General features: G+C 61.6%; 21 protein-coding genes and 1 tRNA gene. 13 read left to right on the top strand and 9 right to left on the bottom strand.

The window, feature by feature from the left end; genetic code table 11:
- Positions 1–2: 2 nt before the first annotated feature.
- The 3 genes from nikC to MTAI_RS03465 all read right to left on the bottom strand — a co-directional run bounded on the left by nikC (position 3) and on the right by MTAI_RS03465 (position 3,520).
- Positions 3–857, bottom strand: a complete 855-nt coding sequence (gene nikC / locus MTAI_RS03475) for a nickel transporter permease (RefSeq protein WP_027887238.1) — start codon at positions 855–857, stop codon at positions 3–5.
- Positions 858–872: 15 nt separating this feature from the next.
- Positions 873–1,880, bottom strand: coding sequence for an ABC transporter permease (locus MTAI_RS03470; RefSeq protein ID WP_027887239.1), 1,008 nt, complete (start codon positions 1,878–1,880; stop codon positions 873–875).
- Between the two features lie 68 nt (positions 1,881–1,948).
- Complete coding sequence (locus tag MTAI_RS03465; protein WP_027887240.1) at positions 1,949–3,520, bottom strand: ABC transporter substrate-binding protein; 1,572 nt, start codon at positions 3,518–3,520, stop codon at positions 1,949–1,951.
- Positions 3,521–3,609: 89 nt separating this feature from the next.
- Between MTAI_RS03465 and MTAI_RS15225 the strand changes: the two genes are divergently transcribed.
- Positions 3,610–4,209, top strand: coding sequence for a chromate transporter (locus MTAI_RS15225; protein ID WP_223299739.1), 600 nt, complete (start codon positions 3,610–3,612; stop codon positions 4,207–4,209).
- Entirely contained in the window at positions 4,185–4,643 is a 459-nt protein-coding gene (locus MTAI_RS15220) for a chromate transporter (RefSeq protein ID WP_241768741.1), read from the top strand. Before MTAI_RS15225 ends, MTAI_RS15220 begins: the two co-directional genes overlap by 25 nt.
- A 166-nt stretch (positions 4,644–4,809) precedes the next feature.
- On the opposite strand, the gene MTAI_RS03455 is transcribed toward MTAI_RS15220, so the two are convergent.
- Both MTAI_RS03455 and MTAI_RS03450 read right to left on the bottom strand, forming a co-directional pair.
- Positions 4,810–4,885: transfer RNA gene (locus MTAI_RS03455), tRNA-Ala, on the bottom strand.
- 37 nt (positions 4,886–4,922) lie between these two features.
- Positions 4,923–5,291 carry a hypothetical protein gene (locus MTAI_RS03450; RefSeq protein WP_027887241.1) on the bottom strand — a complete coding sequence of 123 codons (369 nt, stop codon included), beginning with the start codon at positions 5,289–5,291 and terminating at the stop codon, positions 4,923–4,925.
- 87 nt (positions 5,292–5,378) lie between these two features.
- Between MTAI_RS03450 and MTAI_RS03445 the strand changes: the two genes are divergently transcribed.
- From MTAI_RS03445 to MTAI_RS03430, 4 genes are all read left to right on the top strand, one after another.
- On the top strand, positions 5,379–6,338 hold the full coding sequence (locus tag MTAI_RS03445; protein ID WP_027887242.1) for a nitrilase-related carbon-nitrogen hydrolase: 960 nt from the start codon (positions 5,379–5,381) through the stop codon (positions 6,336–6,338).
- Between the two features lie 9 nt (positions 6,339–6,347).
- Positions 6,348–6,869, top strand: coding sequence for an RrF2 family transcriptional regulator (locus MTAI_RS03440; protein ID WP_027887243.1), 522 nt, complete (start codon positions 6,348–6,350; stop codon positions 6,867–6,869).
- Between the two features lie 165 nt (positions 6,870–7,034).
- Positions 7,035–7,895 (top strand): sulfurtransferase, encoded by an 861-nt coding sequence (locus MTAI_RS03435; protein ID WP_027887244.1) that lies wholly within the window; start codon positions 7,035–7,037, stop codon positions 7,893–7,895.
- A gap of 228 nt (positions 7,896–8,123) precedes the next feature.
- The gene (locus MTAI_RS03430) at positions 8,124–8,480 is read left to right on the top strand and encodes a hypothetical protein (protein ID WP_223299741.1); all 357 of its coding nucleotides are present in this window, start codon (positions 8,124–8,126) and stop codon (positions 8,478–8,480) included.
- 113 nt (positions 8,481–8,593) lie between these two features.
- On the opposite strand, the gene MTAI_RS03425 is transcribed toward MTAI_RS03430, so the two are convergent.
- Together MTAI_RS03425 and MTAI_RS03420 are read right to left on the bottom strand one after the other, a co-directional pair.
- Positions 8,594–8,893, bottom strand: coding sequence for a rhodanese-like domain-containing protein (locus tag MTAI_RS03425; RefSeq protein WP_027887246.1), 300 nt, complete (start codon positions 8,891–8,893; stop codon positions 8,594–8,596).
- A 172-nt stretch (positions 8,894–9,065) separates the two neighbouring features.
- Positions 9,066–9,563: a ferritin gene (locus MTAI_RS03420; RefSeq protein ID WP_036196911.1), complete on the bottom strand. Its 498-nt coding sequence runs from the start codon at positions 9,561–9,563 to the stop codon at positions 9,066–9,068.
- Between the two features lie 200 nt (positions 9,564–9,763).
- Here MTAI_RS03420 and carB point away from each other — a divergent pair, with 200 nt between their 5' ends.
- Positions 9,764–12,856, top strand: coding sequence for a carbamoyl-phosphate synthase large subunit (gene carB, locus MTAI_RS03415; RefSeq protein WP_027887248.1), 3,093 nt, complete (start codon positions 9,764–9,766; stop codon positions 12,854–12,856).
- A 24-nt stretch (positions 12,857–12,880) separates the two neighbouring features.
- Here carB and MTAI_RS03410 read toward each other — a convergent pair whose 3' ends face one another.
- A complete protein-coding gene (locus MTAI_RS03410; RefSeq protein WP_027887249.1) occupies positions 12,881–13,177 on the bottom strand; it encodes a hypothetical protein in 297 nt (98 codons plus the stop codon).
- Between the two features lie 378 nt (positions 13,178–13,555).
- Here MTAI_RS03410 and MTAI_RS03405 point away from each other — a divergent pair, with 378 nt between their 5' ends.
- Entirely contained in the window at positions 13,556–15,202 is a 1,647-nt protein-coding gene (locus tag MTAI_RS03405) for a dynamin family protein (protein ID WP_027887250.1), read from the top strand.
- A gap of 140 nt (positions 15,203–15,342) precedes the next feature.
- Here MTAI_RS03405 and MTAI_RS03400 read toward each other — a convergent pair whose 3' ends face one another.
- Positions 15,343–15,759, bottom strand: a complete 417-nt coding sequence (locus MTAI_RS03400) for a universal stress protein (protein ID WP_027887251.1) — start codon at positions 15,757–15,759, stop codon at positions 15,343–15,345.
- Between the two features lie 217 nt (positions 15,760–15,976).
- Between MTAI_RS03400 and MTAI_RS03395 the strand changes: the two genes are divergently transcribed.
- Genes MTAI_RS03395 through MTAI_RS03375 form a run of 5 tightly spaced genes read left to right on the top strand, consistent with a single transcriptional unit; the run spans position 15,977 to position 22,249 of the window.
- On the top strand, positions 15,977–16,333 hold the full coding sequence (locus tag MTAI_RS03395; protein ID WP_027887252.1) for a response regulator: 357 nt from the start codon (positions 15,977–15,979) through the stop codon (positions 16,331–16,333).
- Between the two features lie 58 nt (positions 16,334–16,391).
- A complete protein-coding gene (locus MTAI_RS03390) occupies positions 16,392–16,862 on the top strand; it encodes a chemotaxis protein CheW (protein ID WP_027887253.1) in 471 nt (156 codons plus the stop codon).
- Between the two features lie 40 nt (positions 16,863–16,902).
- Positions 16,903–17,658, top strand: coding sequence for an MHYT domain-containing protein (locus MTAI_RS03385; protein ID WP_027887254.1), 756 nt, complete (start codon positions 16,903–16,905; stop codon positions 17,656–17,658).
- A complete protein-coding gene (locus MTAI_RS03380) occupies positions 17,655–19,919 on the top strand; it encodes a methyl-accepting chemotaxis protein (protein ID WP_027887255.1) in 2,265 nt (754 codons plus the stop codon). The genes MTAI_RS03385 and MTAI_RS03380 overlap by 4 nt, the downstream gene beginning before the upstream one ends.
- Positions 19,920–19,930: 11 nt before the next feature.
- Positions 19,931–22,249: a methyl-accepting chemotaxis protein gene (locus MTAI_RS03375; protein ID WP_027887256.1), complete on the top strand. Its 2,319-nt coding sequence runs from the start codon at positions 19,931–19,933 to the stop codon at positions 22,247–22,249.

Here is a 22,249-nt window from a genome sequence, read left to right as displayed (position 1 = left end):
CCTCAATCCCGCCCCCTGGGGTCGAGCACATCCCGCAGGGCATCGCCCAGCAGGTTGAAGGCCAGCACCGTGAGCAGAATGCCCATGGCCGGCGCGGTGGGGGCCCAGATGGCCTCGGCGATGTAGCTGCGGGTCTCAGAGACCATGGCCCCCCACTCCGGGGTGGGGGGCTGGGCCCCAAAACCGATAAACGACAGGCCCGCGGCGGTCAGGATGGCCCCGCCCACATCGAAGCTGGCCTGTACAAACACCGGCGTGAGGGTGTTGGGCAGCAGGTGGCGCAGCATCAGGCGCCCCTGGGAGGAGCCCAAGGCCCGCGCCGCCTCCACAAACTCACGCTCCCGCAAAGCCAGCACATTGGCCCGCACCAGCCGGGCGTAGATGGGCCAGCTCACCAGGGCCACCGCAAGGATGGTGTTGTTGAGGTTGGGCCCTAACGCCGCGGCAATGGCCATGGCCAGAATGAGCGAGGGGAAGGCAAAAAAGATATCGGTCACGCGCATCAGCAGGTTGTCCCAGGCCCCGCCCAGGGTACCGGCCAGGAGTCCCACCGCCACCCCAATCAACACCGCCAGAATCACCACACCAAACCCCACCCGCAGGGAGATGCCCGCGCCGTGGGCCACCCGGGCCCAGACATCGCGGCCCAGCTGGTCGGTGCCGAGCCAGTGTTCTGCGGAGGGCGGCTGCAAGCGCTGGGCGATGTTCTGGCTGATGGGGTCAGGGGCGATGACCGGTGCCAGCAGGGCCACCAGCACCAGCAAGACCAGCAAAAATAGGCCAATCAGGCCCCCAGGGTTGCGCAAAAAGCGCCGAAGGGGGCGGGATGGGCGTCCAGCAGGAACTACAACAGCCATGGGTACTCCGTCGGGTTAGGCATAGCGGATACGAGGGTCGAGAAAGGCATACAGCAGATCCACGATCAGGTTAATGAGGGCATACACCAGCCCCACCAGAAGCGTCACCCCCATGACGGCGGGGAAGTCCAGGCTGGTAGCCGACTGGGTTACATAGCGCCCGATACCGGGCCAGCTAAAAATGGTCTCGGTCAGCACCGCACCGGAGAGCAGGCCGCCCAGCAGACCCCCCAGCAACGTGAGCACCGGCAGCGAGGCGTTTTTGAGGGCGTGGCGAAAGACCACGGCCCGGCCGGGCACCCCCTTGGCTCGAGCGGTGCGGATGTAGTCCTGCGAGAGCACCTCGAGCATGGCGGCACGGGTCATGCGGGCCAGAATGGCTGCCGAAAACAAGCCCAGCACAAACGCCGGCAGCACCAGGTGGCGCAGCGAGTCCAGGAAGACCCCCCAGTCCCTGGCCAGCAGGGCATCAACGCCCACCATACCGGTAACCCTGGGCGGTGGAAAGGTAAATCCGTCTAGGCGCCCCTGCACAGGTAACAGATCTAGCTGCCGGGCAAACACGTACTGCAGCAGAACCGCCAGAAAAAACACCGGGGTGGCCCCGCCGATGAGGGCCAGGATGCGCACCGTAACGTCGGTGGCCTTGTTCTGTCGCAAAGCGGCCAGAATGCCGGCCGGCACACCCAGCAAGAGCGTCACCAAAAAGGCCGCTACCGAGAGCTCGAGGGTCGCGGGGAAAAACTCCTTCAGGTCTTCAGCCACGGCCCGCTGGGTGCGCAGCGAGTTGCCCAGATCGCCGGAGAGCAGGCGGCCCATGTAAATCAGGTACTGCTGCCAGATGGGTTTGTCCAAACCGTAGCGCTCCCGGAATTCCCTAATCTGCTCCTCGCGGGCGTTATCCCCCAGGGCCGCAATGGCAGGGTCAATCGGCACCACATTGGCGATGAAGAAGGTGGCAAAGGTAACCCCCCAGACCACAAAAATCACAAAAAAAAGTCGTCGTAAAAGGTAAGGAAACATAGTCATGATTTAGGGTTCGGAGCCCAGGGTGTCCTAGGCCATACCCTGAGCCCCGAACCCTGGGCTGCTTATGGAAGTTTGCTGATGTTCTCGAAGCGCACCTGGCCCTGGGCGTTGCGCACGTAGCCTTCCACCTTGGCCGACAGGCCGATGGGCACCGCCGGCTGGTAGAGCACGGCGTAGGGGCCATTTTTCAGCACATAATCGGTGAGAATCCGGTACAGTGCCACCCGCTTGGCGGGGTCGGTCTCGAGGGCCGCCTGGTTGGTCAGCCGAATGGCGGTGGGATCGTTCCAGACGTTGCGCCAGGCCAGGCTGCGGGCCTCGAAGTTGGCCCAGGGGGTGGCGTTGCCATCAGGGTCGGGGAAGTCGGGGCTCCAACCCACCAAGACCATCTGGTGGTTCTGGGCGCGGTAGGTGCGCAGCACCTCGGCGTTGGCGATGGCCTTGACGTTGGCTTTGAAGCCGCCCTTGGCCAGGTCGGACTGGATCTTGGCGGCAATGTCTGCGCAGGGGATACCCCCGCCGCAGATCCCGGTGCTTACCAGAAGTTCGAACTCGAGGCCGTTCGGATACCCCGCCTGGGCCAGCAGGCGCCGGGCCCGGGCCGGGTCAAAGGTGTAGGGGGTGCGGGGGTCGTAGCCCAGCAGCCCTTTAGGGATGAGGGTCTGGATCTTGGTGCCGTTGCCCTGCACCAGCCCGCTCACCAGCTCGTCCTGGTTGATGCTGTAACGCACCGCATCGCGCACCAGCTTGTTGGCGAAGGGGCTGCCTTCCTTGACGTTCATGCCCAGGTAGTTCAGGCGCAGGCTGTCGGCCTTGAGGGTCTTGAAGCGGGGGTTGCCAGCCAACGCCCGCAAGGCTTCTGGGGTAAGCCCCTCGGCGATGTCAATCTCGCCCGACTCGAGGGCCGTGCGCAGCACCGCCGGTTCTTTGATCTCGCGCAAAATGACGCGCTGCAGTTTGGGCTTGACGCGGGCGTTGGGGTTGGCCTCCAGCAACACCTGCGAACCCCGATCCCAGCGCACCAGCCGGAAGGGCCCCGAGCCAGCCGAGTTGTTGGTGAGCCATTCTTTGCCAAAGTCGTTGCCCTTGGCGTTTTTCTGCACGGTCTCGGAGTCCACAATGCCGCCGATGTTAAAGGTCAGAATCGAAAGGAAGGAGCCCGGAGAGGCGGTTTTGGGAAGGCTCACCACCACCGTGTAGTTATCCACGGCCTTGGTGGCCCCCGGCTTAAGCTGGGCAATCTCGGTGAACAAGAAAGAACCCGGCCCCTTGATGGCCAGCGCCCGTTCAAAGGTATAGACCACATCTTTGGCGGTCACCTCGTTGCCGCTGGAGAACTTGCTACCCCGGCGCAGGCGGAAGGTGATCTCCCAGGTATCCCGGCCCCGCTCCACCTTCCAGCTCTCGGCCAGACCCGGCTTTAGGGTTGAGAGATCGGTGCCCTCGTACTTGACCAGGGTCTCGTACAGGTTGTCGGTGATCAGGCCACCAGAAAACTCGTAGGAAACCTGGGGATCCAGGGTGATCAGGTCGGACCAGTCCCCACCGTAAATCAGGGTCTGGGTGCGGTCTTGGGCCAGGGCACCCCCAAGGCTCAAAGCCGCAATGAGCCCAACTGCTTTTACTAGCCTCATGAAGCCTCCTTTCGATACGTCGAAACAATACCGATAAACACACGGCAGGTCAAGACATTGCAATGACGTACGGGCATATACTACGCCCGATGTCCTGGCAAGTACTGAAAACCTTTTTCTGGCTGGGTCTGACCGCTTTTGGCGGCCCGGCAGCCCACTTTGCCATTTTCCAGCGGCTGCTGGTGGGAGAAGGAAAGTGGGTGAGTAAAGCGCAGTACTTGAGGATGCTGGCCGCCGTCAATCTGATTCCGGGCCCCAACTCCACCGAGACAGCCATGCTTTTGGGGTACGCAAGAGCGGGCCACTGGGGGCTGCTGCTGGCAGGGCTGGGGTTTATCGTTCCGGCAGCGGCAGTCACGCTGGCCTTGGTGGCCCTCTACCGGGAGGTGGCCGCGCTGCCCTTGGTACAGGGGACCTTTCTAGGACTCAAGCTGGCCTTGGCGGCCTTGATCGCCCAGGCTTTATGGGATCTGCTGCCCCACCCCAAAAAACAGCCCCAGACCTGGACGCTGGCCCTGGCCGGGCTGGCGATGGCGGGGCTGGGTGTGGTGGAGTGGGCGGTGGTGTTGCTGGTGGGCTTACTGATGGTGCTGGGCAAAAGCACAAAAATGCTGAGCGTGGAACCCCTCGGTCTGTTCTGGTTTTTTTGCTGGTGGGCTCCACTTTGTTCGGCTCGGGCTATGTGTTGATTGGGCTGATGCAGGAGATGGTGAGTCGGAGCTGGCTAAGTCCAGGCGACCTCCTGAACACCCTGGCCCTGGGTCAGATCACACCGGGGCCCCTGCTAACCACAGCCACAGCAGCAGGCATTCCTGGAGCGGTACTCTCAACCGTTGGCATTTTTTTACCCTCGTTCATATTTGCCTTTTTTGTGGCCGGCCTCCTGCACCGCTGGCAGGAGCATCCCATTGCCGAAGCTATTTTTCAGGGAGCCTCTGGAGCAGCCCTAGGCCTCATCGCCTGGGCCTTGTGGCTATTGGGACGCGAAACCCTGGTGGGCTGGGCAGAGCTACTTGCGGCATTGCTGGCACTTGGGCTCCTGCTACGCCAATTTCCCCTTATTCCCTTACTGGGGATTTTCGGGCTGGGTGGCACATTGTGGAGCGCTTGGGTGGTGGGCTAAACATCGCACTGCTTTTGAACGGCAAACGCCCTGGGCGATCGAACCCCGTTCCAGCAAACCAGGCACAGGTTCCCACAACTGCACAAGCGGTAGAAATCGCTTGATGGAACCCTGGATAACCGCTGTCAAAACAGAATCCGAGGGTGTATACCCTCGGATTATAGCCTGGTGGAGCCGAGGGGACTCGAACCCCCGACCTCTTGAGTGCGATTCAAGCGCGCTCCCAACTGCGCCACGGCCCCAAGCGTTGTTTAGTGTAGCCCGGAGCCGTTCGGCTGTCTAGCCTTCCTTGACCCGCACCTCAATCCGGCCCCGGCGGTCGCGCACTTCCAGCTTGGCTTTTGCCCGGCCCTTGCGGTACTCGGACTTGTAATGACCCCCGCCGGCTTGATACTTGACCCTTGTCCAGCCGCGGGCCACCAGGTCGCGGTGGTGGTGGGCGTACACCTCAGCCGCCCGGCTGCTGCGGTACACCACCACAATCCCCTGGGGTTCTGGCACCCGCTCCACCACCACAAGGCCCGGAACCAAGGCAATGCGGATGTCGGCACTGATGGTGAGGGTGGGTGGGGGCGGGGCCTCGAGCGTCACCCTGATCTGGGCAAAGGCCATAGAACTTAAAACCAGCAAAACCATCACACCACGCATGCCGTTACCCTAACCCCGGGTATCCGCGGCTGTGTGTGAGGGACGTTAAGGCCTCTTTTATGATCCGCCTGTAGTAAGGTGGGCTCCATGCAGGTACACCTGCTTGCGGTGCAAACTGAGCTACACCCCCAGCCCTACACCAGCCCCGAGGGCTTCAGGCAGTACGTGCGGGAGCTCGCTCAAGCCGCCATCCACGGGCTCCCGGAACACGAACCCCGCCTCATTGCCTTCCCCGAGGCTTTCGCGCTGCCGCTGTTGTTCTGGATGGGCACACCCAGGGCCATTCGTGAGGCCAGAACCAGTCTACAAGCAGCGCTGGTGCTGCTACGGGAAGAGTGGCGAGCGGCCCTGGGGCTGGGGGTTTTGAGCCCTGCCGCGTTCTATCATCTGCGGGCCCGGAAGGTCTGGCCGGTGTACGAACAGGCTTTCCGAGAGGCCGCCCAGGCCGCCGGGGCTTATGTGGTAGCTGGCAGCATCTTCAGCCCCTTCATGGACTGGGAACCCGCACAGCAACTACACGCCCTGGGCCGACGGGTGTACAACCTGTCACTGGTTGTTTCACCCCAGGGTACCATCCTGGGGCGGGTGCCCAAGGTTCATCTCACCGCCCACGAACGCAGGGCTTTTTTGTCGGGGGGATGGCCCGGTAGACAGATCCTAAAAACCCGCCTGGGCGTTATCGCCAACCTGATCTGCCTGGATGCCTTTCATGAAAGCCTGCTCGAGCAGGCCGATGCCGCCGGGGCCTGGCTGGTGGTACAGCCCTCGGCCAACGCCGCCCGCTGGGATGGCCCCTGGAGCACCGACCCAAACCAGGTAGAGGGGCAGGTCTGGCTGCGCGAAGGGCTGGGCAAAAAGCTGCAAAACCGGGAGCACCTACGCTTTGGCCTTAACCCCATGCTCAACGGACACCTCTACGACCTGTACTTCGAGGGCCGAAGCGGCGTCTATCAGGCCGGTGGCCCGCTGGCCTTGGCCGATCGTGCGGTGGGCCATGCTTTCGTGCACGCGGTGGTAGAACTGCCAGAGGCACGGACGTTGGGCTAAATTGGGGCCATGCGCCTCTCCAAAACCGATATCTACGCCTTTAAAATCCTGGGTTATCTCGGTGCCCAGGCCCCAGATCGCCTTGTTGGAAGCGAGGAACTCAGCAAGGCCACCGGCGTACCGCACACCTACCTAGCACGCATTCTGGCCGCCTTGGTAGGACACAACCTGGTGCTTTCCAAAAAAGGCCAGGGTGGGGGGTATGCCCTCCCGCGCCCCCCTGAAGAGATCAATCTGCGCGACGTGATCCGGGCGGTGGATGGCCCCATCGCCCCCCTGGCCTGCGTGAGCCTCAACTGGCCCAAAGCCTGCACGGAGGAGCGCCGCTGCCACGCGCGCAGCGTGGTCTGGCTCAAGGTGCGGGATGCAGCGTTGCAAATCCTGAGCCAGGTGAGCGTGGCCGACCTGGCCGCCGATTTCCGACAAGGGGTGGATTACACCGAGTGCCTGGGGCACCTGCTGCCCTCGAGCGAGCTGCTCACCCGCCGCCCCAGCAAGGCCGGCGCCGGCCCTCGAGCGAAGACGGGGTAGACTCAAAAATAGCCCAGCAGAGCAAAAAGCTTGAATCAACCGCTGGTCTTGGGTATGATGCCGCTTATAGATTACATTTTTTGTAATCTATATCAGCGTAACCTCGAACATCTTTACCCTAAGCTGTTTTGGGTTAACTGATGCCGTGCAAAGGAGGAACCTAATATGAGCTACGCCAACCCCGACGTGCTGGTTTCAACCGACTGGGTGCTGGAAAACCTTAACAACCCCGAGGTGCGCATCCTCGAGGTCAACGAAGATATCCTGCTCTACGACACCGGCCATATTCCCGGCAGCCAAAAAATAGACTGGCAGGCCGACCTGTGGGACGACACCATCCGCGAGTTCATCCAACCCCACGAGCTGGCCGCCCTGTTCGAGCGGCTGGGCATCTCCAACGACACCACCATTGTGCTGTATGGGGACAAGAACAACTGGTGGGCGGCCTATGCCTTCTGGTTTTTTAGCTACAACGGCCACCAGAAACTCAAGCTGATGAACGGGGGGCGCATTAAGTGGATTCAGGAGAACAAGCCCCTCACCACCGAGGTACCCAGCTACCCCAAAGGCTCCTATACCCCCGGCCGGCGCGACCCCAATCTGCGGGCCTTCCGCGATGAGGTGCTGGCCCACCTGGAAAAGGTCAAGGCCGGCAAGGGTGCCCTGGTGGACGTGCGCAGCCCCGCCGAGTTCACCGGTGAGAAGACCCACATGCCCGAGTACCCCCAGGAAGGGGTGCTGCGCGGCGGCCACATCCCCGGCGCCAAGAACATCCCCTGGGCCACCACCGTGAACCCCGACGGCACCTTCAAAAGCGCCGAAGAGCTGCGGGCCATCTACGAAACCAAGGGCATCACCCCCGATAAGGAGGTGATCGCCTACTGCCGCATCGCCGAGCGCAGCAGCCATAGCTGGTTCGTGCTCAAGCACCTGCTGGGCTTCCCCAACGTCAAAAACTACGACGGGAGCTGGACCGAGTGGGGCAATGCGGTGGGGGTGCCCATCGAGAAAGGCCCGGAAAAGTAGCCTGGAGCACTGGATGCCCCCTGCCGAGTCTCGAGCAGGGGGTTTTGCTTTGCAAATCCGGGATAGACTGGAGAAAATGCCACACGCCGAGTCTGAGCCCATCATTCACCCGCACGAGCGAAGGGCCCTCGAGGCGCTGCTGAGGCCTTCCGCTACGATTTCAAGCCCGGCTGGTCGCGGCCCAACCTCACCGGCCTTGAGGGCGTTTTTGAGGGGCACTACCCCAGCATGCGCCAGGCAGTGGAGGCCGTGGTGGCCCGCAAATACCAGCCAGGCGGCCCCTTCAACCCCGAAACCCCCGGCCCCTGGAAAGACACCCCGGCGGTACGCGCCCGGGCTTTCCCACATGAAGAATGGCTGGTAGAGGTGGTGGCTACCCAGGCCCAGTACCTCTTCGATACCTTTGGGAAGTTCCCCGCCACTGTCCCCACCATCTACAGCCTGATGTTTTTGCAAACCCACCACCTCGACCCCGAGTACTACGACCGCTTCTTCGAGCCGGGGGCCTATTTGCAAACCCACAAAGAACACCTGGAAACCTGGCACGGCCTGCGGCTGGATGAGCTACCCAGGCGCACCGAATAGAGCGTTTCCCACGAATACCCAGTACAGCGTATTTTGCTGTACTGGGCAAATTGCCTGCCACCGTGGGGCAGGCAATTGTGGGAGACGCGATAAACACGGCTGCCCGGTCTGGGCTACTGCCCTTCGGCCACCTTGCGCAGCTTTTGCAGCCCGCCCTCGAGGTTGTAGACCTGCTCATAACCCGCCGCTTCCAGGTAGAGCCCGGCCAGCTCGCTCAGCACCCCCCGCTCGCAGACGAGCAGCAGGGGGCGGTCTTTGGGCAGGTTGTGGCTGCCCTGCTGGATCTCGGACAGAGGAATATGCAAGGCACCCTCGAGGTCACCTGGTTTGTACTGCCCAGGCGGCCGCACATCCACCACCACCGGGTTCTCCTGAAGAAAGCTTTTGAGCAGCTCGGGCTTGAGGGTCCGCATGGCTTCCACAATAAAACAAAAGGCTGGGGCTCTCATGCCAGACTCGGCTGGTTTGCAGCCTTCCGGCGGCGAACCAGCCCGACCGAAGGGAGGGGAACAGCATTTCGCCAGTACCGCTTCGGCTTATCAAAGCAAAATGCGCACCACCCCAGCCCAAGGACGGAGCGGCCTCCTAGTCCTCGATTTCCAGCAGCGCCTCGGCCTGGAAGAGGTTGATGCCGCTCTCAACCAGGGCCAGGTACTTCTCCATGCTGCTCACTTCCTCGACCTGCTCTTCTAAGAACCACTGCAAGAACTGAAAGCCCACGTAGTCGCTTTCAGCCAGGGCTATTTTGGCCATGGTCTGGAACTGCTCGGTCACGGTGCGTTCCCACTTGAGGGCCTGCGCCACCGCATCGGCCGCACTCTTGAAGCCGGTGGAGGCTGCCGGGATGGCCGGGAAGTGCACCACCTCCCCCACATCGGTCAGAAAGCGCACAATCTTCATGGCATGCTCTTTTTCCTCCGCGGCCTGCTGGTAAAAGAGTGCGGCCCACTTGTCCAGGTTTTGCTGGGCGAAGTAGGTGCCGATGGCCAGGTACTGCTGGTGCGCACCGAGTTCGTGGCCGACCTGCTCCTGGAGTTTCTGGGCGAGCTTGCTCGAGATCATGGTTTGCACGGCCTTTGGCATGTTCGACTCCTTTTGTTTGAGATGGCCCGACAGTAGTTTTGCTGTACGCAACTACCCAGTTCGAGCTTAGCACGCTTGCCGGGTTCTAAAGTAAGCCAACCCCCAGGCCGGGCCTTTGCGTGTTTATACTCAAATCACGCAACACTATGCAAAAACCGGGTAGTCACCGGCCCCAATAAGTGTTATGCTCTCCCCTTGGTATGCCTGCTCGCACCGACCTGAAAAAGATTATGATTATCGGCTCCGGCCCTATCACCATCGGCCAGGCGGCAGAATTCGATTACTCGGGAACCCAGGCTGTCAAGGCCCTGCGCAGCGTGGGCTACCAGGTGGTGCTGGTGAATTCCAACCCGGCCACCATCATGACCGACCCCGAGCTCGCGGAGGGCACCTACCTGGAGCCCCTCACGGTGGAGTTCCTGGAAAAAATTATCGCTGCTGAACGCCCGGATGCCCTCCTGCCCACCCTGGGCGGCCAGACCGCGCTCAACCTCTCGATGGCCCTCTACGAGCAGGGCATTCTGGAAAAGTACGGTGTCGAGCTGATTGGGGCCAACGCCGCCGCCATCAAAAAAGGCGAAGACCGCGAGGAGTTCCAGAGAGCCATGCTCAAGATTGGCGTGGACGTGCCCAGGGGCAAGATGGTGCACAGCCTGGAAGAGGGGCTGGCCTTCGCCCGCGAGGTGACCGGCTATCCGGTGGTGGTGCGGCCCAGCTTCACCCTGGGGGGCACCGGGGGTGGGATTGCTGAAAACGAGGCCGAGTTCGTGGAAATCCTGACCCGCGGGCTCTCCCTCTCCCCCACCCACTCCGCCCTGGTGGAGGAGAGCATCGTGGGCTGGAAGGAGTACGAGCTCGAGGTCATGCGCGACAAGAACGACACCGTGGTGATCATTACCTCCATCGAGAACGTGGATCCCATGGGCGTGCATACCGGCGACTCCATCACCGTGGCCCCGGCCCAGACCCTCTCGGACGTGGAGTACCAGAAAATGCGCGACGCGGCCATCGCTATCATCCGCGAGATTGGGGTGGAGACCGGGGGCTCCAACATCCAGTTCGCCATCGACCCCAGAAGCGGGCGGATGATCGTGATCGAGATGAACCCGCGGGTTTCTCGCTCCAGCGCCCTGGCTTCCAAGGCCACCGGCTTCCCCATCGCCAAAATTGCCGCCCTGCTGGCGGTGGGCTACACCCTGGACGAGATCCCCAACGACATCACCCAGAAGACCCCGGCCAGCTTTGAGCCCACCATCGACTACGTGGTGACCAAGATCCCCCGCTTCGCCTTTGAGAAGTTCAGCACCCTGCCCAACACCAACCCCGGCGGCTTCTCCGACCGGCTGGGCACCCAGATGAAAAGCGTGGGCGAGGTGATGGCCATTGGCCGCACCTTCAAGGAATCTTTTGGCAAGGCCCTCCGGAGCCTCGAGGCCGATGTGCGCGCAGAGTTCTCGGGGCTTACCACCGAGGAGCTGGAGGCCCGGCTCTACCCCAACCCCACGCGAATTTATGCAGTCCTGGAATTGCTGCGGCGGGGTGCGCCCGTGGATCGTCTGTACGAAAAGACCCGAATTGAGCCCTGGTTCCTGACCCAGCTCAAGGAGGTGGTGGAGGCCGAACACGACCTCGAGACCGAGCCGCACCGCCTGGAAGACCTCGAGGACTGGCGCTACGTCAAGGGCCTGGGCCTTTCGGACGCTCGAGTGGGCGAGCTGCTGGGGGTTTCCGAGGCTGCGGCCCGCAAACAACGCCTGGCAGCGGGTTGCAGACCGGTTTATAAGACCGTGGACACCTGCGCCGCCGAGTTCGAGGCCTACACCCCCTACCACTACAGCACCTACGAGCTAGAGGACGAGGTGCGCCAGACGGCCAAGCCCAAGGTGGTCATTCTGGGTAGCGGCCCCATCCGCATCGGGCAGGGGGTGGAGTTCGACTATGCCACCGTGCACGCAGTCTGGGCCCTTAGGGCGGCAGGCTACGAGACCATCATGGTCAACTCCAACCCCGAGACCGTCTCCACCGACTACGACACCGCCGACCGGCTCTACTTCGAGCCCCTGACCCTGGAGGATGTGCTCAACCTGGCCGAGCACGAGAAACCCATCGGGGCCATCGCCACCCTGGGCGGCCAGACCCCCCTAAAGCTCGCTAGAAAGCTGGCCGAGGCCGGTGTCCCGCTGCTGGGGACAAGCTGGGAAGCCATCCACAAAGCCGAAGACCGGGCCGAGTTCAACCAGCTCTGCGCCGCGCTGGGCATCCCCCAGCCCAAAGGCGCAGTGGCCCGCACCCCCGAGGAAGCCCTCAAGCTGGCCGAGGCCCTGGGCTATCCCCTGATGGTGCGGCCCAGCTACGTGCTGGGGGGGCGGGCCATGCAGGTGGTGCGCAACCCCGAGGAGCTGCGCTGGTATCTGAGCGGCATCTACGCAGCCCTGGCCGAGCGGCCCTCGATTCTGCTGGATCAGTACCTGGAAAACGCCCTCGAGCTAGACGTAGACGCGCTCTGCGATGGAGAGCGGGTGGTGGTGGCCGGCATCATGGAGCACATCGAGCGGGCCGGGGTGCACTCCGGCGACTCGGCCACCATCCTGCCCCCCATCTCCCTCACCCCCGAGCAGCTCGAGACCGTCAAGGCCTACACCCGCAAGCTGGCCCTGGCGGTGGGGGTCAAGGGCCTGATCAATGTGCAGTACGCCATCAAAGACGGCGCGGTCTACATCCTGGAGGCCAACCCCCGCGCCTCCCGCACGGTGCCGTTCGTTTCCAAGGCCATCGGCCATCCCCTGGCCAAGTACGCGGCCCTGATTGCAGTGGGCCGCACCCTGGAGGAGCTGGGCTTCACCGAGGATCCCACCCCCGGCTTCTACTCGGTCAAGGAGGTCTTGATTCCCTGGCTCAAGTTCCCTGGGGTCATCCCGGTGCTGGGGCCCGAGATGCGCTCGACCGGCGAGAGCATGGGCATAGACACCGACCCCTACCTGGCCTACTACCGGGCCGAGCTGGGGGTGGGCCAGCGGCTGCCGCTTTCCGGCAAGGTGCGTTTCATCGAGGCCGAGCAACTCAAGCCCGACTGGGAGGCCGCGGGTTTTGCGGTCTCTGAAGAGGACTACGACCTGCTGATTGCCCTCACCCCCCACCCCGAGCTGCGCCGCGCTGTGGAGAGCGGCAAGCCCTTCATCACCACGCTCGAGGGGGCTAGGTGGAGCCTCGAGGCCATCCTGCGCGCACGCAACTCCAGCCTGCCGGTCAGGTCGTTGCAAGCCTGGCACAACCCACAAAAACCGGCCCCATAACGAGGCCGGTCAACCCAGAAACCCCTACTTCTTGGCCGTCGACTTTTTGGTAGCGGCGGTCTTTTTAGCCGCCGATTTGGCCGTGGCTCTAGCTGCGGTCTCGGTGGTTTTCGCGGCGGTTTTGCTAGCAGTCTTCCTGGTAGTGGTCTTAGCAGCCTTCTTTTCAGCAGGTTTAGCGGTGGCTTTAGCCGTGGGTTTTTCTGCTGCCTTGGCCGTAGTTTTCTTGGCTGGAGCCTTGCTAGCAGTTTTGCTCGCGGACTTCTTCTCCGTGGTCTTGGCAGCGGGCTTTTTGCTTGTTTCGGATTTGGCTTTTTCGGGCATGTGTATACCTCCTCGCAGTCCAGTGTGGAGATATCTAGGCCCCAGCTCCCAAACCATGCGCTATCCAGCGGATGATTCGCCCGTTGCACAAAACCCAAAAGCATCTTGTGCACTGCAGGCGAGCGGTGCTTTTAGATTGTTTCTCCACTAAACCTCACTATACAACATCTTGTATGCTTTTGATACGCGTAATACAACCAGTTGTTGAATTGCCAATCGGCGCGAGCCGGATCGCCATTGCCAGCTTTTCCCTTTCTTATCGGCACTTTTCCGCTGCCCAAACCCAGCCGGCCCATCTTAATCAAAACACCCCGAGGATCGCCGCCTGGCTTTGTTTAGCAAAAAAGCGTTTGTAAAACCCTGCGATACAATCTCCGTATGCTGGATTCAAAAACCCAAGCCCTGGCCCAGGACGTGCGCGCACTGCTCACCCAAGGGCTGGATGCCCTGGCTCGAGTGGGCCTCGACACCGAAGCGCTCAAGCAGGCTTTGTTGGATCTGGAAGGCCCATTTTTGCTAGTGGTTATCGGTGAGTACAACAGCGGGAAGTCTTCGCTGCTCAATGCCTTGCTGGGCGAAGACTTTCTAAAGGAGGGGGTCACCCCCACCACCGATCGCATCAACCTGATCGGCTATGGCCCTGAACCCAAACTACAGCCCCAGTCGCCGGAACTGGTGTTGGTTCAACTGCCACACCCCCTGCTCAAGGACTTGCACCTGGTCGACACCCCCGGTACCAATGCTATTTTGCAGCATCACCAGGTCTTGACCGAGCAGTTTCTCCCCCGCGCCGATCTTATTTTGTTCGTCACCAGCGCCGACCGGCCCTTCACCCAGTCCGAGGCCGATTTTCTTCGTCTAATCCGCGCCTGGGGGAAAAAGGTAGTACTGGTCATAAACAAAATTGACCTGCTCAGCGAGCCCGAGCTGCAGCAGGTGCTCGAGTTTGTCAAGAAAGCAGCCGATCAAACCCTGGGGCAGACCCCCCCGCTCTTTGCAGTCTCGGCCCGCCGGGCCAGACAGGGCCAGGTTGATGCCAGCCGCATTCCCGAGCTAGAAGCCCATATCCGGCAGGTGCTCAATCACGAGGCGGCCTCCATTAAACTCGGTTCCCCTTTGGGTGTGCTGATCCATCTTGTCGATGGAGCCAGGCCTGCTTTGGAGGCCCGGCTTGAGGAAACTGAGAAGCAGCTTGCCACCTGCCGCGAGCTGGATCACCTGCTCCAGCGGCACGAAGAGCGCACCCGCCGCGACTTCAACGGGCAGGTCGCCCTGGCCCTCCGGGCCATCGACGAGGTGCGCGCCCGGGGCGAGCGCTGGCTGGACGAAAAGGTGCGATTCTCCAGGTTCCTCGAGCTCATGCAGTCCAGCAAGCTCAAGCAAAGCTTTATAGACGAGGTGGTCAGAGGAGCCAACCAGGAAATCGAACGCCGGGTGCTCGAGGCCATGAACTGGCTGGCCAGGCGCGACCGCGAGTTGCTGGAAGACGCCCTCGTGCTGCTACGGGAGGCTCCTGGCCTCCGGCATGCTGAGCAAGCTGGCCCCGAAGAGCGTACCATTGCAGGCAACCTGGAGGAAGCCCTGCGCTCCTTTGACGCCGAGGCCGAGGCCAACCAGCTACGCGACTTTATCCAAGAGAGCCTGCGCGGCACCGCCCTGGCGGAGGTAGGGGTCATGGGCCTGGGCCTGACCATCCTGCTGGTAGCTCAGAAAATCGCCTTCGATATCCTGGGCATCTTTGCTACAGTGTTTGGGGCCATCCTGGCCACCTCCATCCTCCCCCGCCGCAAAGAGCTAGCTAAAACCCGTCTGCGCGAGCGATTAAACGAGCTCAAAGATACCCTCGAGCAAGCCCTCAACGAAACCCTAAATACCGAGATGCGCCTCACCCGCGAGCGCTTCAACAGCCTGTACCGCGCCCCTTGCACGCGCCTGGAAAGCACCCGCGAGGCCACCCTGGCCAACCTGCTAAAGGTTGAGGAGCTAAAACAAAGGGCGCTCGAGCTGCGTACCCGTCTGAACTAATCCCGGATTCAAAAAGATAATCTTCAAACAAAAAACATTGAGAGGCTATCTTTTTGAAACCGGCATCAGATCGTTTCCGCTTGCATCCCTCACCACCATGCGCAATCAAAGTTGAGGGATGCAAGCCGACCGATCCGTCATCAGCGCACCAGCAGCACCGGACACCGGGCATGCATGAGCACCTTCTGGCTCTGGCTGCCCAGCAGCAGGCCCTGCAGCTGGCTCAAGCCCCGGGTGCCCATTACGATCAGGTCTACCTGGCGAACCTCGGCCACCCGCAAAATGGCCTCTGCCGGCGGCCCTTCTAGCACCTCGGTCTCGAGCTCGGGCACCTCACCCAGCAAAGCCCGGGCCTGGGCTACTACCTGGTCGGCTGCCTGGGTTCGCCTGGAGATGGCCTCTTGCAAAAAGGGTTCCCCCAGATAATCGGGTACAGGGTCGTAGGTATGAACCAGGCACAGCGAAGCGCGGTGCTGCCGGGCCAGGTCGGCAGCCATCTGGGCTGCCTTCTGAGCATGAACTGAGCCGTCAAAGGCCAGCAGGATGTTTTTGAACATAATCTCCTCCTCCACCCCAACAGGTTGACTGGACGACCTAAATTTAATCAAATGTCTCCGGTGTTATCGCAAAAACATGCCAGCGTAACGCCCGCTTGCTTTACGCTTGTGCATTCGTCACATCCAGGGGGTTACGCTTCACGTAACTTTAGGTTATGTTGCGGGTGGTAGTATTCATCCTGTCATCGCCACCTTGCCCGCAAATCTGGAGGTAAAAATGGCAAAGCTTATAGCCGTAGACGATTCCATGGCAGACCTTAAGCTCATCGAGCAGTCGCTTGCACCCTACCACCAGGTGATCTTGTACCAGGGCAGCGAGAATGTCGAACAACGCATCGAAGCCGAAAAACCTGATGCGGTTCTGCTCGATGTGGTCATGCCTGGCCGCAACGGCTACGAGGTGCTTCGCGCCCTCCGGCGCAATGAGTCCACCAAGCACATTCCGGTCTTGATCATCAGCTCCAAGAGCGCCCCCACCGATATCGAATGGGGCAAGCGCCAGGGAGCCAGTGGCTATCTGACCAAGCCCTATACCCCTGAAGACCTGCGCAAAGCTGTCCAGGAAATCCTCTAGCCGGCCTGCTGGTTCCAGTTGAAATGGCATCTGCAGCTATCTGCGAACGGCTTGCGTTATGAGTAAGATCAGCATCGACAAAATCTGGGTGCTGCGGCTTGGTAGCGTCTTTTTGGGTGTTGAGCCCAAAGCCCTGAAAGAAGTGCTGGAAATAACGCAGCTCACGCCCATTCCGTTGGCTCCTCCACCCCTGCTGGGACTCCTGAGCAAACAGGGCCAGATTGTGTCGGTGTTTGATCTGAGCCAGGTGTTGCAGCTTCCGCCCACAGGTTCGGATCTGGCGGCTTTGCTCGAGGTCGAGGGTCAGTCCATTGCTTTTACAATCGACGAGGTGAGCGGGCTTCGCACCAACCTGGGTGGTGTCTGGGCCACCCCAAGCCAAGAACCCCTGTTCAGCGCAGTGCTGGAGGACGCTGGTAAAAACATCCGCATCCTGAACCCCAGCAGCCTGCTGGCCCACCTCACCGCCCGGATATCGGCCACAGCCCCCGCACCCACCTCTGCAATTCGAACCACCCCGTTCACCTAAACCGGCCATCCCCTGAGAGCACCTACTAAAGGAGTCCCATATGGAACAAACCCACCTTCCCATAAGCCACGACCCCTGGCTGGTCGGGGCCTCGTTCCTTATCGCGATCTTCGCATCGTATGCGGCACTGACTATTATCAGTCGTCTGCGGCAAAGCAGCAGCAGCAAGAATTGGCTGTGGCTGGGGGCCGCTACCTATGGGCTGGGGGTCTGGGCCATGCACTTCACCGCCATGACCGCCCTGCAGATCAACAAGCTGGTATCCTACGACCCGCTCATCACTCTAGTCTCCTGGTTTTTTGCCGTCCTGGGGGCTGCCGCCGCGTTCCAGATGGTCAGCCGGCCCAACGTGGGCCCGCTTCAGATCCTGGGCTCCGGCTTTTTCCTGGGAGCGGGTATCGGAACCATGCACTACGTGGGCATGCTTGCCATGCGCCTCGATGCCCAGCTCACCTTCAGCCCGCCCCTGGTGGTGCTTTCGGTTCTGGTAGCAATGGTTCTGGGTGCCTTCGGTATGTGGATGCTGGTCAGCCCGGTCTTGAGCCAGGTTCCATTCAGCAATCTGGCCACCGCCACCGTCACCGGCCTGGCCATCCCCTTCATGCACTACACCGCCATGCTGGCCGTGCGATTCACCGACACCGGCACCACCCAAATCCACAACATGATCGCTAGCGGCAGTCTGGTCACGCTCAACATTTTTGTGCTGTTTGCGGTAGCAGTCCTAGGGCTGCCAGTGTTTATCTCATCCCTGCTCGAGGCCCCCACAGAGCAGGCCCAGGAGGCTGAAGCATGACCCAGCGTGGCTCAAAAGCTGCTGTGCGTCCCGCGCGCCGCCCCAGGCCGGCCGCCCCCACACAGTTCCTGCCAACCGGTGGATTGCTGGGTTCGCTCAAAATCTGGCAAAAGCTGTTCCTGATCGTGCTGGCTTTCACATCGGTGGGTGCTGTGCCCGTCGTCATCATTTTTTCCCTCGAGCAACGCCAAAACGAAAGGCTGTATAGCCAGCTACAGGGTTACCAGCTTGCGCAGGCCCTTGATGCGGTATTCCAGCAAGTACACGAACACCGGCGCTACCTCCTGGACGACCGGCGCCTGGGCCTCAGAGGCAACCTGGCCAAAGAAGCCGCCGACGTGGATGACGCCCTGGCCCAACTGGCTCAGCTCAATGAGACCATGCGGGATCGCTTTGGTATTGGCGAGTCAATCGCCGAGCTCAATCAGAGATGGGCAGCAATTAAAAACCAGAGCCAGGCGGCCGGCAACAACGCTATCTTTGATATGCATCACCAGATGGTGCTGCAACTACAGCAGACCCTCGAAAAACTGAGCCTATCCTCTGGGATGCTGCTTAACATTGGGGAGGAGTCCTTCCTCCTGGCGGAAACTGCCCTACGACACCTGCCCGAGTTGCGCGAGACCCTGGCCGAGCTGCGTTTCCTGGGTATGGAGGTGCTGGCTCGAGGCTCCGCGCTCATCTACGAGCGGGAGCAGATCATCAACCTGCTCGAGCAGATATCCAAGCAAACTGAAAACACCCTGCTCAGCCTGGCCCAGAGCCGGTCAGGGCAGGTGCGGGGCATGGAAACCATCACCCAGGAGATTGAACAGGTTTTCACCGAGACCGGCTTCATTAACTCCTTTGTAACCAACGCAATTCTGGCCACCGCCCGGCCCACCCTGCGCCCCAGCGAGTACGCCAGCACCTTCAACCAGATCGATGCCAACGTGGCACAGCTCCAGCAAAACGCCCTGCAGGTGCTGCAAAACAACACCCTGCGAACCTGGCAAGAGCTCCAACATGAACAAACCCTGCTGTTCGTGACCATTGCGCTGGCCGTAACACTGGTGCTGGGGATTGTGGGGGCTGTGGTGCGTTCTATCACCCGCCCGTTGGGGCAGTTGTTCAATGCCTCTATGCGCCTGCGCAAGGGCGACCTGGGGGTGCAGGTACCCGTGCTCTCCTCCGACGAGCTGGGCTCACTGGCCCGCACCTTTAACGACACGGTGTTGCAGCTTAAAGCCAAAGCCGAGGCCGACGCCGAGCAGCTCCGCCAGAGCCAGCTCCTGCAAGAAAACATCGCCGCTTTCCTCAACGTAGCCATGGACATTGCCCAGGGCGACCTGACCAAGCGCGGACGGGTTACCGAGGATGTGCTGGGCAACGTGGTCGACGCGGTAAACCTGACGGTCGAGGAGATCGCCTATCTGCTCAAGCAGGTGCAGGCCGCTGCCGAGATGGTTAACCAGGGCGCTGCCCAGATGGCCCAGAGTTCCGCAAGTGTGCAGGAAAAAGCCGAGTCACAGGCCGAGCTTTCGGCCCGGGCCCGCATCGAGGCGCTCGATACCACCGAATCCATCCGCAGCATGGCCGAGCAGATTGTGCAGGGTTCCGAGCTGGTTATGCAGGCTAAAGAAGCCGCCCTGGAGGGTCAGGGAGCTGTGCAAAACACCCTCAGCGGTATGCAAAACATCCGGCGTGAGGTGCAGAGCATTTCCAAGAGCATTAAGGCTCTTTCCGACCGCTCGTTGGAGATTTCCGAGGTGGTGGATACCATTTCGCGCATCGCCAAGCAAACCAACCTGCTGGCCCTTAACGCCGCCATCGAGGCCGCCGGCGCAGGCGAGGCCGGGGCCCGTTTCGCGGTGGTGGCCGACCAGGTGCGCAAGCTGGCAGAGGACTCAGCCCGGGCCGCCCAGCGGGTAGGCCTGCTGGTCAAGGGTATTCAAACCGAGATTCAGGGCGTGGTGATCTCGGTAGAAGGTGGTACCCGCGAGGTGGAGCAAGGCTACCGCATCGCGACCGAGGCCGGGAGCAAGCTCGAGCAGATCGCAGCCCTGGCCCAGCAATCCGCCGAAGCAGCCCGCTACGTAGCCCAGGCCGCCCAAGAACAGGTGGCCCGCGTGGAAGAAGTAACCAGTGTGGTGCAGGACATCTACGACACCGCCCTGCAAACCGACCAGGAAAGCCGTAAAGGCCGTCAGACCGCCGAGGAACTACAGGCCCTGGCCCAGCGGCTCAGCCAAAGCCTGACCCGCTTCCGGCTGCCTGCCTAAAGGGATGCACTATGGCGCTTCAACGCGAGCTCCGCGAGGTAGAAATCAAGCAGGTGGGCCTCCTAGGTGCCCATAGCCGCAAGGTGCGGGTGGATGCGGAGGCCCTCGAGGCCCCCTACACCGGGTTCTTTGGCAACCTTCGCGTCCCTTATAAGCTGGCGCTGCTGGTCGTTCCTCTGCTGCTGCCCATTTTCTATCTGCTGTTCGCCCTGATGTTTGAGCAGCGCAACGACATCAACTTTGTGCGAGCCGAAAAACAAGGGGTGCTCTTCCTGCAAAGCACGGGCAGCCTGATCAAAGCCATGGCCGAGCACCGCAACATGAGCACAGCCACCCTCTCGGGCAACCAGGAACTGGTCTTGCCACGTTCTCAGAAAGCAGAGGAGATCAGTCGCAGCCTGCAGTTGCTCGACAGGTTAAACCGCACCGAGGGCGACCCTTACGGCGTTGGAGAAAGGCTTGCGGCCATCCGAACCAATTGGGACACCCTGCTAGCCGTGCGCTATAGCCCCGCACAAAGCTTTCAGGCACATACCCAGCTCATTGGGCAGCTACTGGAGCTATACGAACAAATGGCCATTGGCTCCAACCTGATTCTGGATCCAACCGTGCAGAGCTACTGGCTGGTGGATTCGGTGGTCTACCGCCTGCCGCCGGTCATGGAAACCCTGAGCCAGATACAGGGCATTGGGGTCGCGGCGTTGCAGTCCAAGCAGCTCACCGCAGAGCAAGAAAGGCGGCTGAGCGGGCTTCTGGCCTCGCTGGTCAATCGGGGCACCGGCTTTGGCGAGGTGGCCTCGGTAACCGCGGCCCTCGAGCGTTCGGTGCAGAACGCCCTGGCCACCAACCCCTCGCTGAGCGAAAGCCTGCAGGAGCAGGTAGGCACGGCCCGGGCCATCACCGAGTCGGCAGTAGAGCTTACCCGCCGGGAGGTGCTAAGCAGGCGCTTTAGCCTCGAGCCCGCCTTTTACTTCGACCAGCTAAGCCGCCCCATCGAGGCCTACTTTACCGTGCAGACCGCTGCTCTGAACCAGCTCAACAACCTGCTCGATAATCGCTTGGGGCAGCTGGTCAACCGGCAGGTGTTGAGCCTGTTCATCGTGGTCGCCACCCTGATGCTATCCCTCTGGCTGATCATTGGGGTTTTGCGCTCGATTCTGGCCCCGGTACAGGAGCTCACACGGGTCGCCCAGCACATCGGACAGGGCAACCTCTCCACCCTGGCCCATCTGCGCTCCAACGACGAGCTGGGGCTGGTCAGTAGAACCCTGAACCAGTCCATCCTTACCCTGCGCACCCTGCTGGAGCAGCAAGAAGCAGAGCGCCAGCGCGGCTTGCGGCTTCAGGAAAACGTGCAACGCTTCTTGGATGTGGCTACCAAAATCGCCCAGGGCGATCTTACCGAGCGCGGCGAGGTCACCGACGATGTGCTGGGCAACGTGGTGGATGCGGTAAACCTGACCGTTGAGGAAATTGCGCACCTGCTCAAGGAGGTCAAGCAAGCAGCCGAATCGGTCAGCCAGAGCGCCATGCAGATGGATCAGCTAACGGCTTCTATCGCTTCCGGGGCCCTCTTACAAGCCCAGGAGGTAAGCCAGGTACAGCAACAGACCCAGATTGCCGCCAAAAACATCCGACAGATGGCCCAAAGCGCAAGCATCACCGCGGAGGCTGCCCTTCGCACCCTCGAGTCAGCCCAGCTGGGCCGCCAGGCCGTGACCCAGACCCTCTCAGGCATGAGCGATATCCGCAGGGAGATGCAGGCCATCGCCGAGAACATCGCCGCGCTGGCCGCACGCTCGGCCGAGATCGAAAGCATCACCAGGGTGCTCGAGGACTTTGCCTCGCAAACCAACCTGCTGGCCCTCAACGCTGCCTTCGAGGCCGCAGGGGCCGGGGCCGCTGGCCGCCGCTTCGCCATCGTAGCCGAAGAAATCCGTAAACTGGCCGAAGACTCCGCCCGCGAGACCAGCCGGGTCAACAACCTGGTGCAGCAGGTGCAGGCCGATATCAGCCGGGTGGTGGAGCTGGTGCGTGAAGGGGTGCGCGAGGTGGAGACCGGCTATGACACGGCCAACAGCGCCGGGAGCCGCCTCGAGGAAATCGCCCGACTGGCTGAGCAATCGGCCAGCCTGGCCCAGGAAATCTCGGGCCTGGCCCAGAACCAGGTGGCCGTGGTGGAACGGGTCGATCAGGCCGTGCAAAAAATCACCCAGACTGCACAAAAAACCGGGATCGAAAGCCAGGAAGGCCGCCAATCCGCGGAGGCCATGCGGGTGTTGGCCCAGGAACTCTCTAGAAGCCTGGGCCGCTTCCGCCTGCCCGACTAG

It is taken from the genome of Meiothermus taiwanensis WR-220, assembly GCF_003568585.1.
Taxonomy (GTDB): Bacteria; Deinococcota; Deinococci; order Deinococcales; family Thermaceae; genus Meiothermus; species Meiothermus taiwanensis.
The sequence above is the reverse complement of the archived record's forward strand: the minus strand, read 5'-3'. Positions and strand labels throughout refer to the sequence as shown.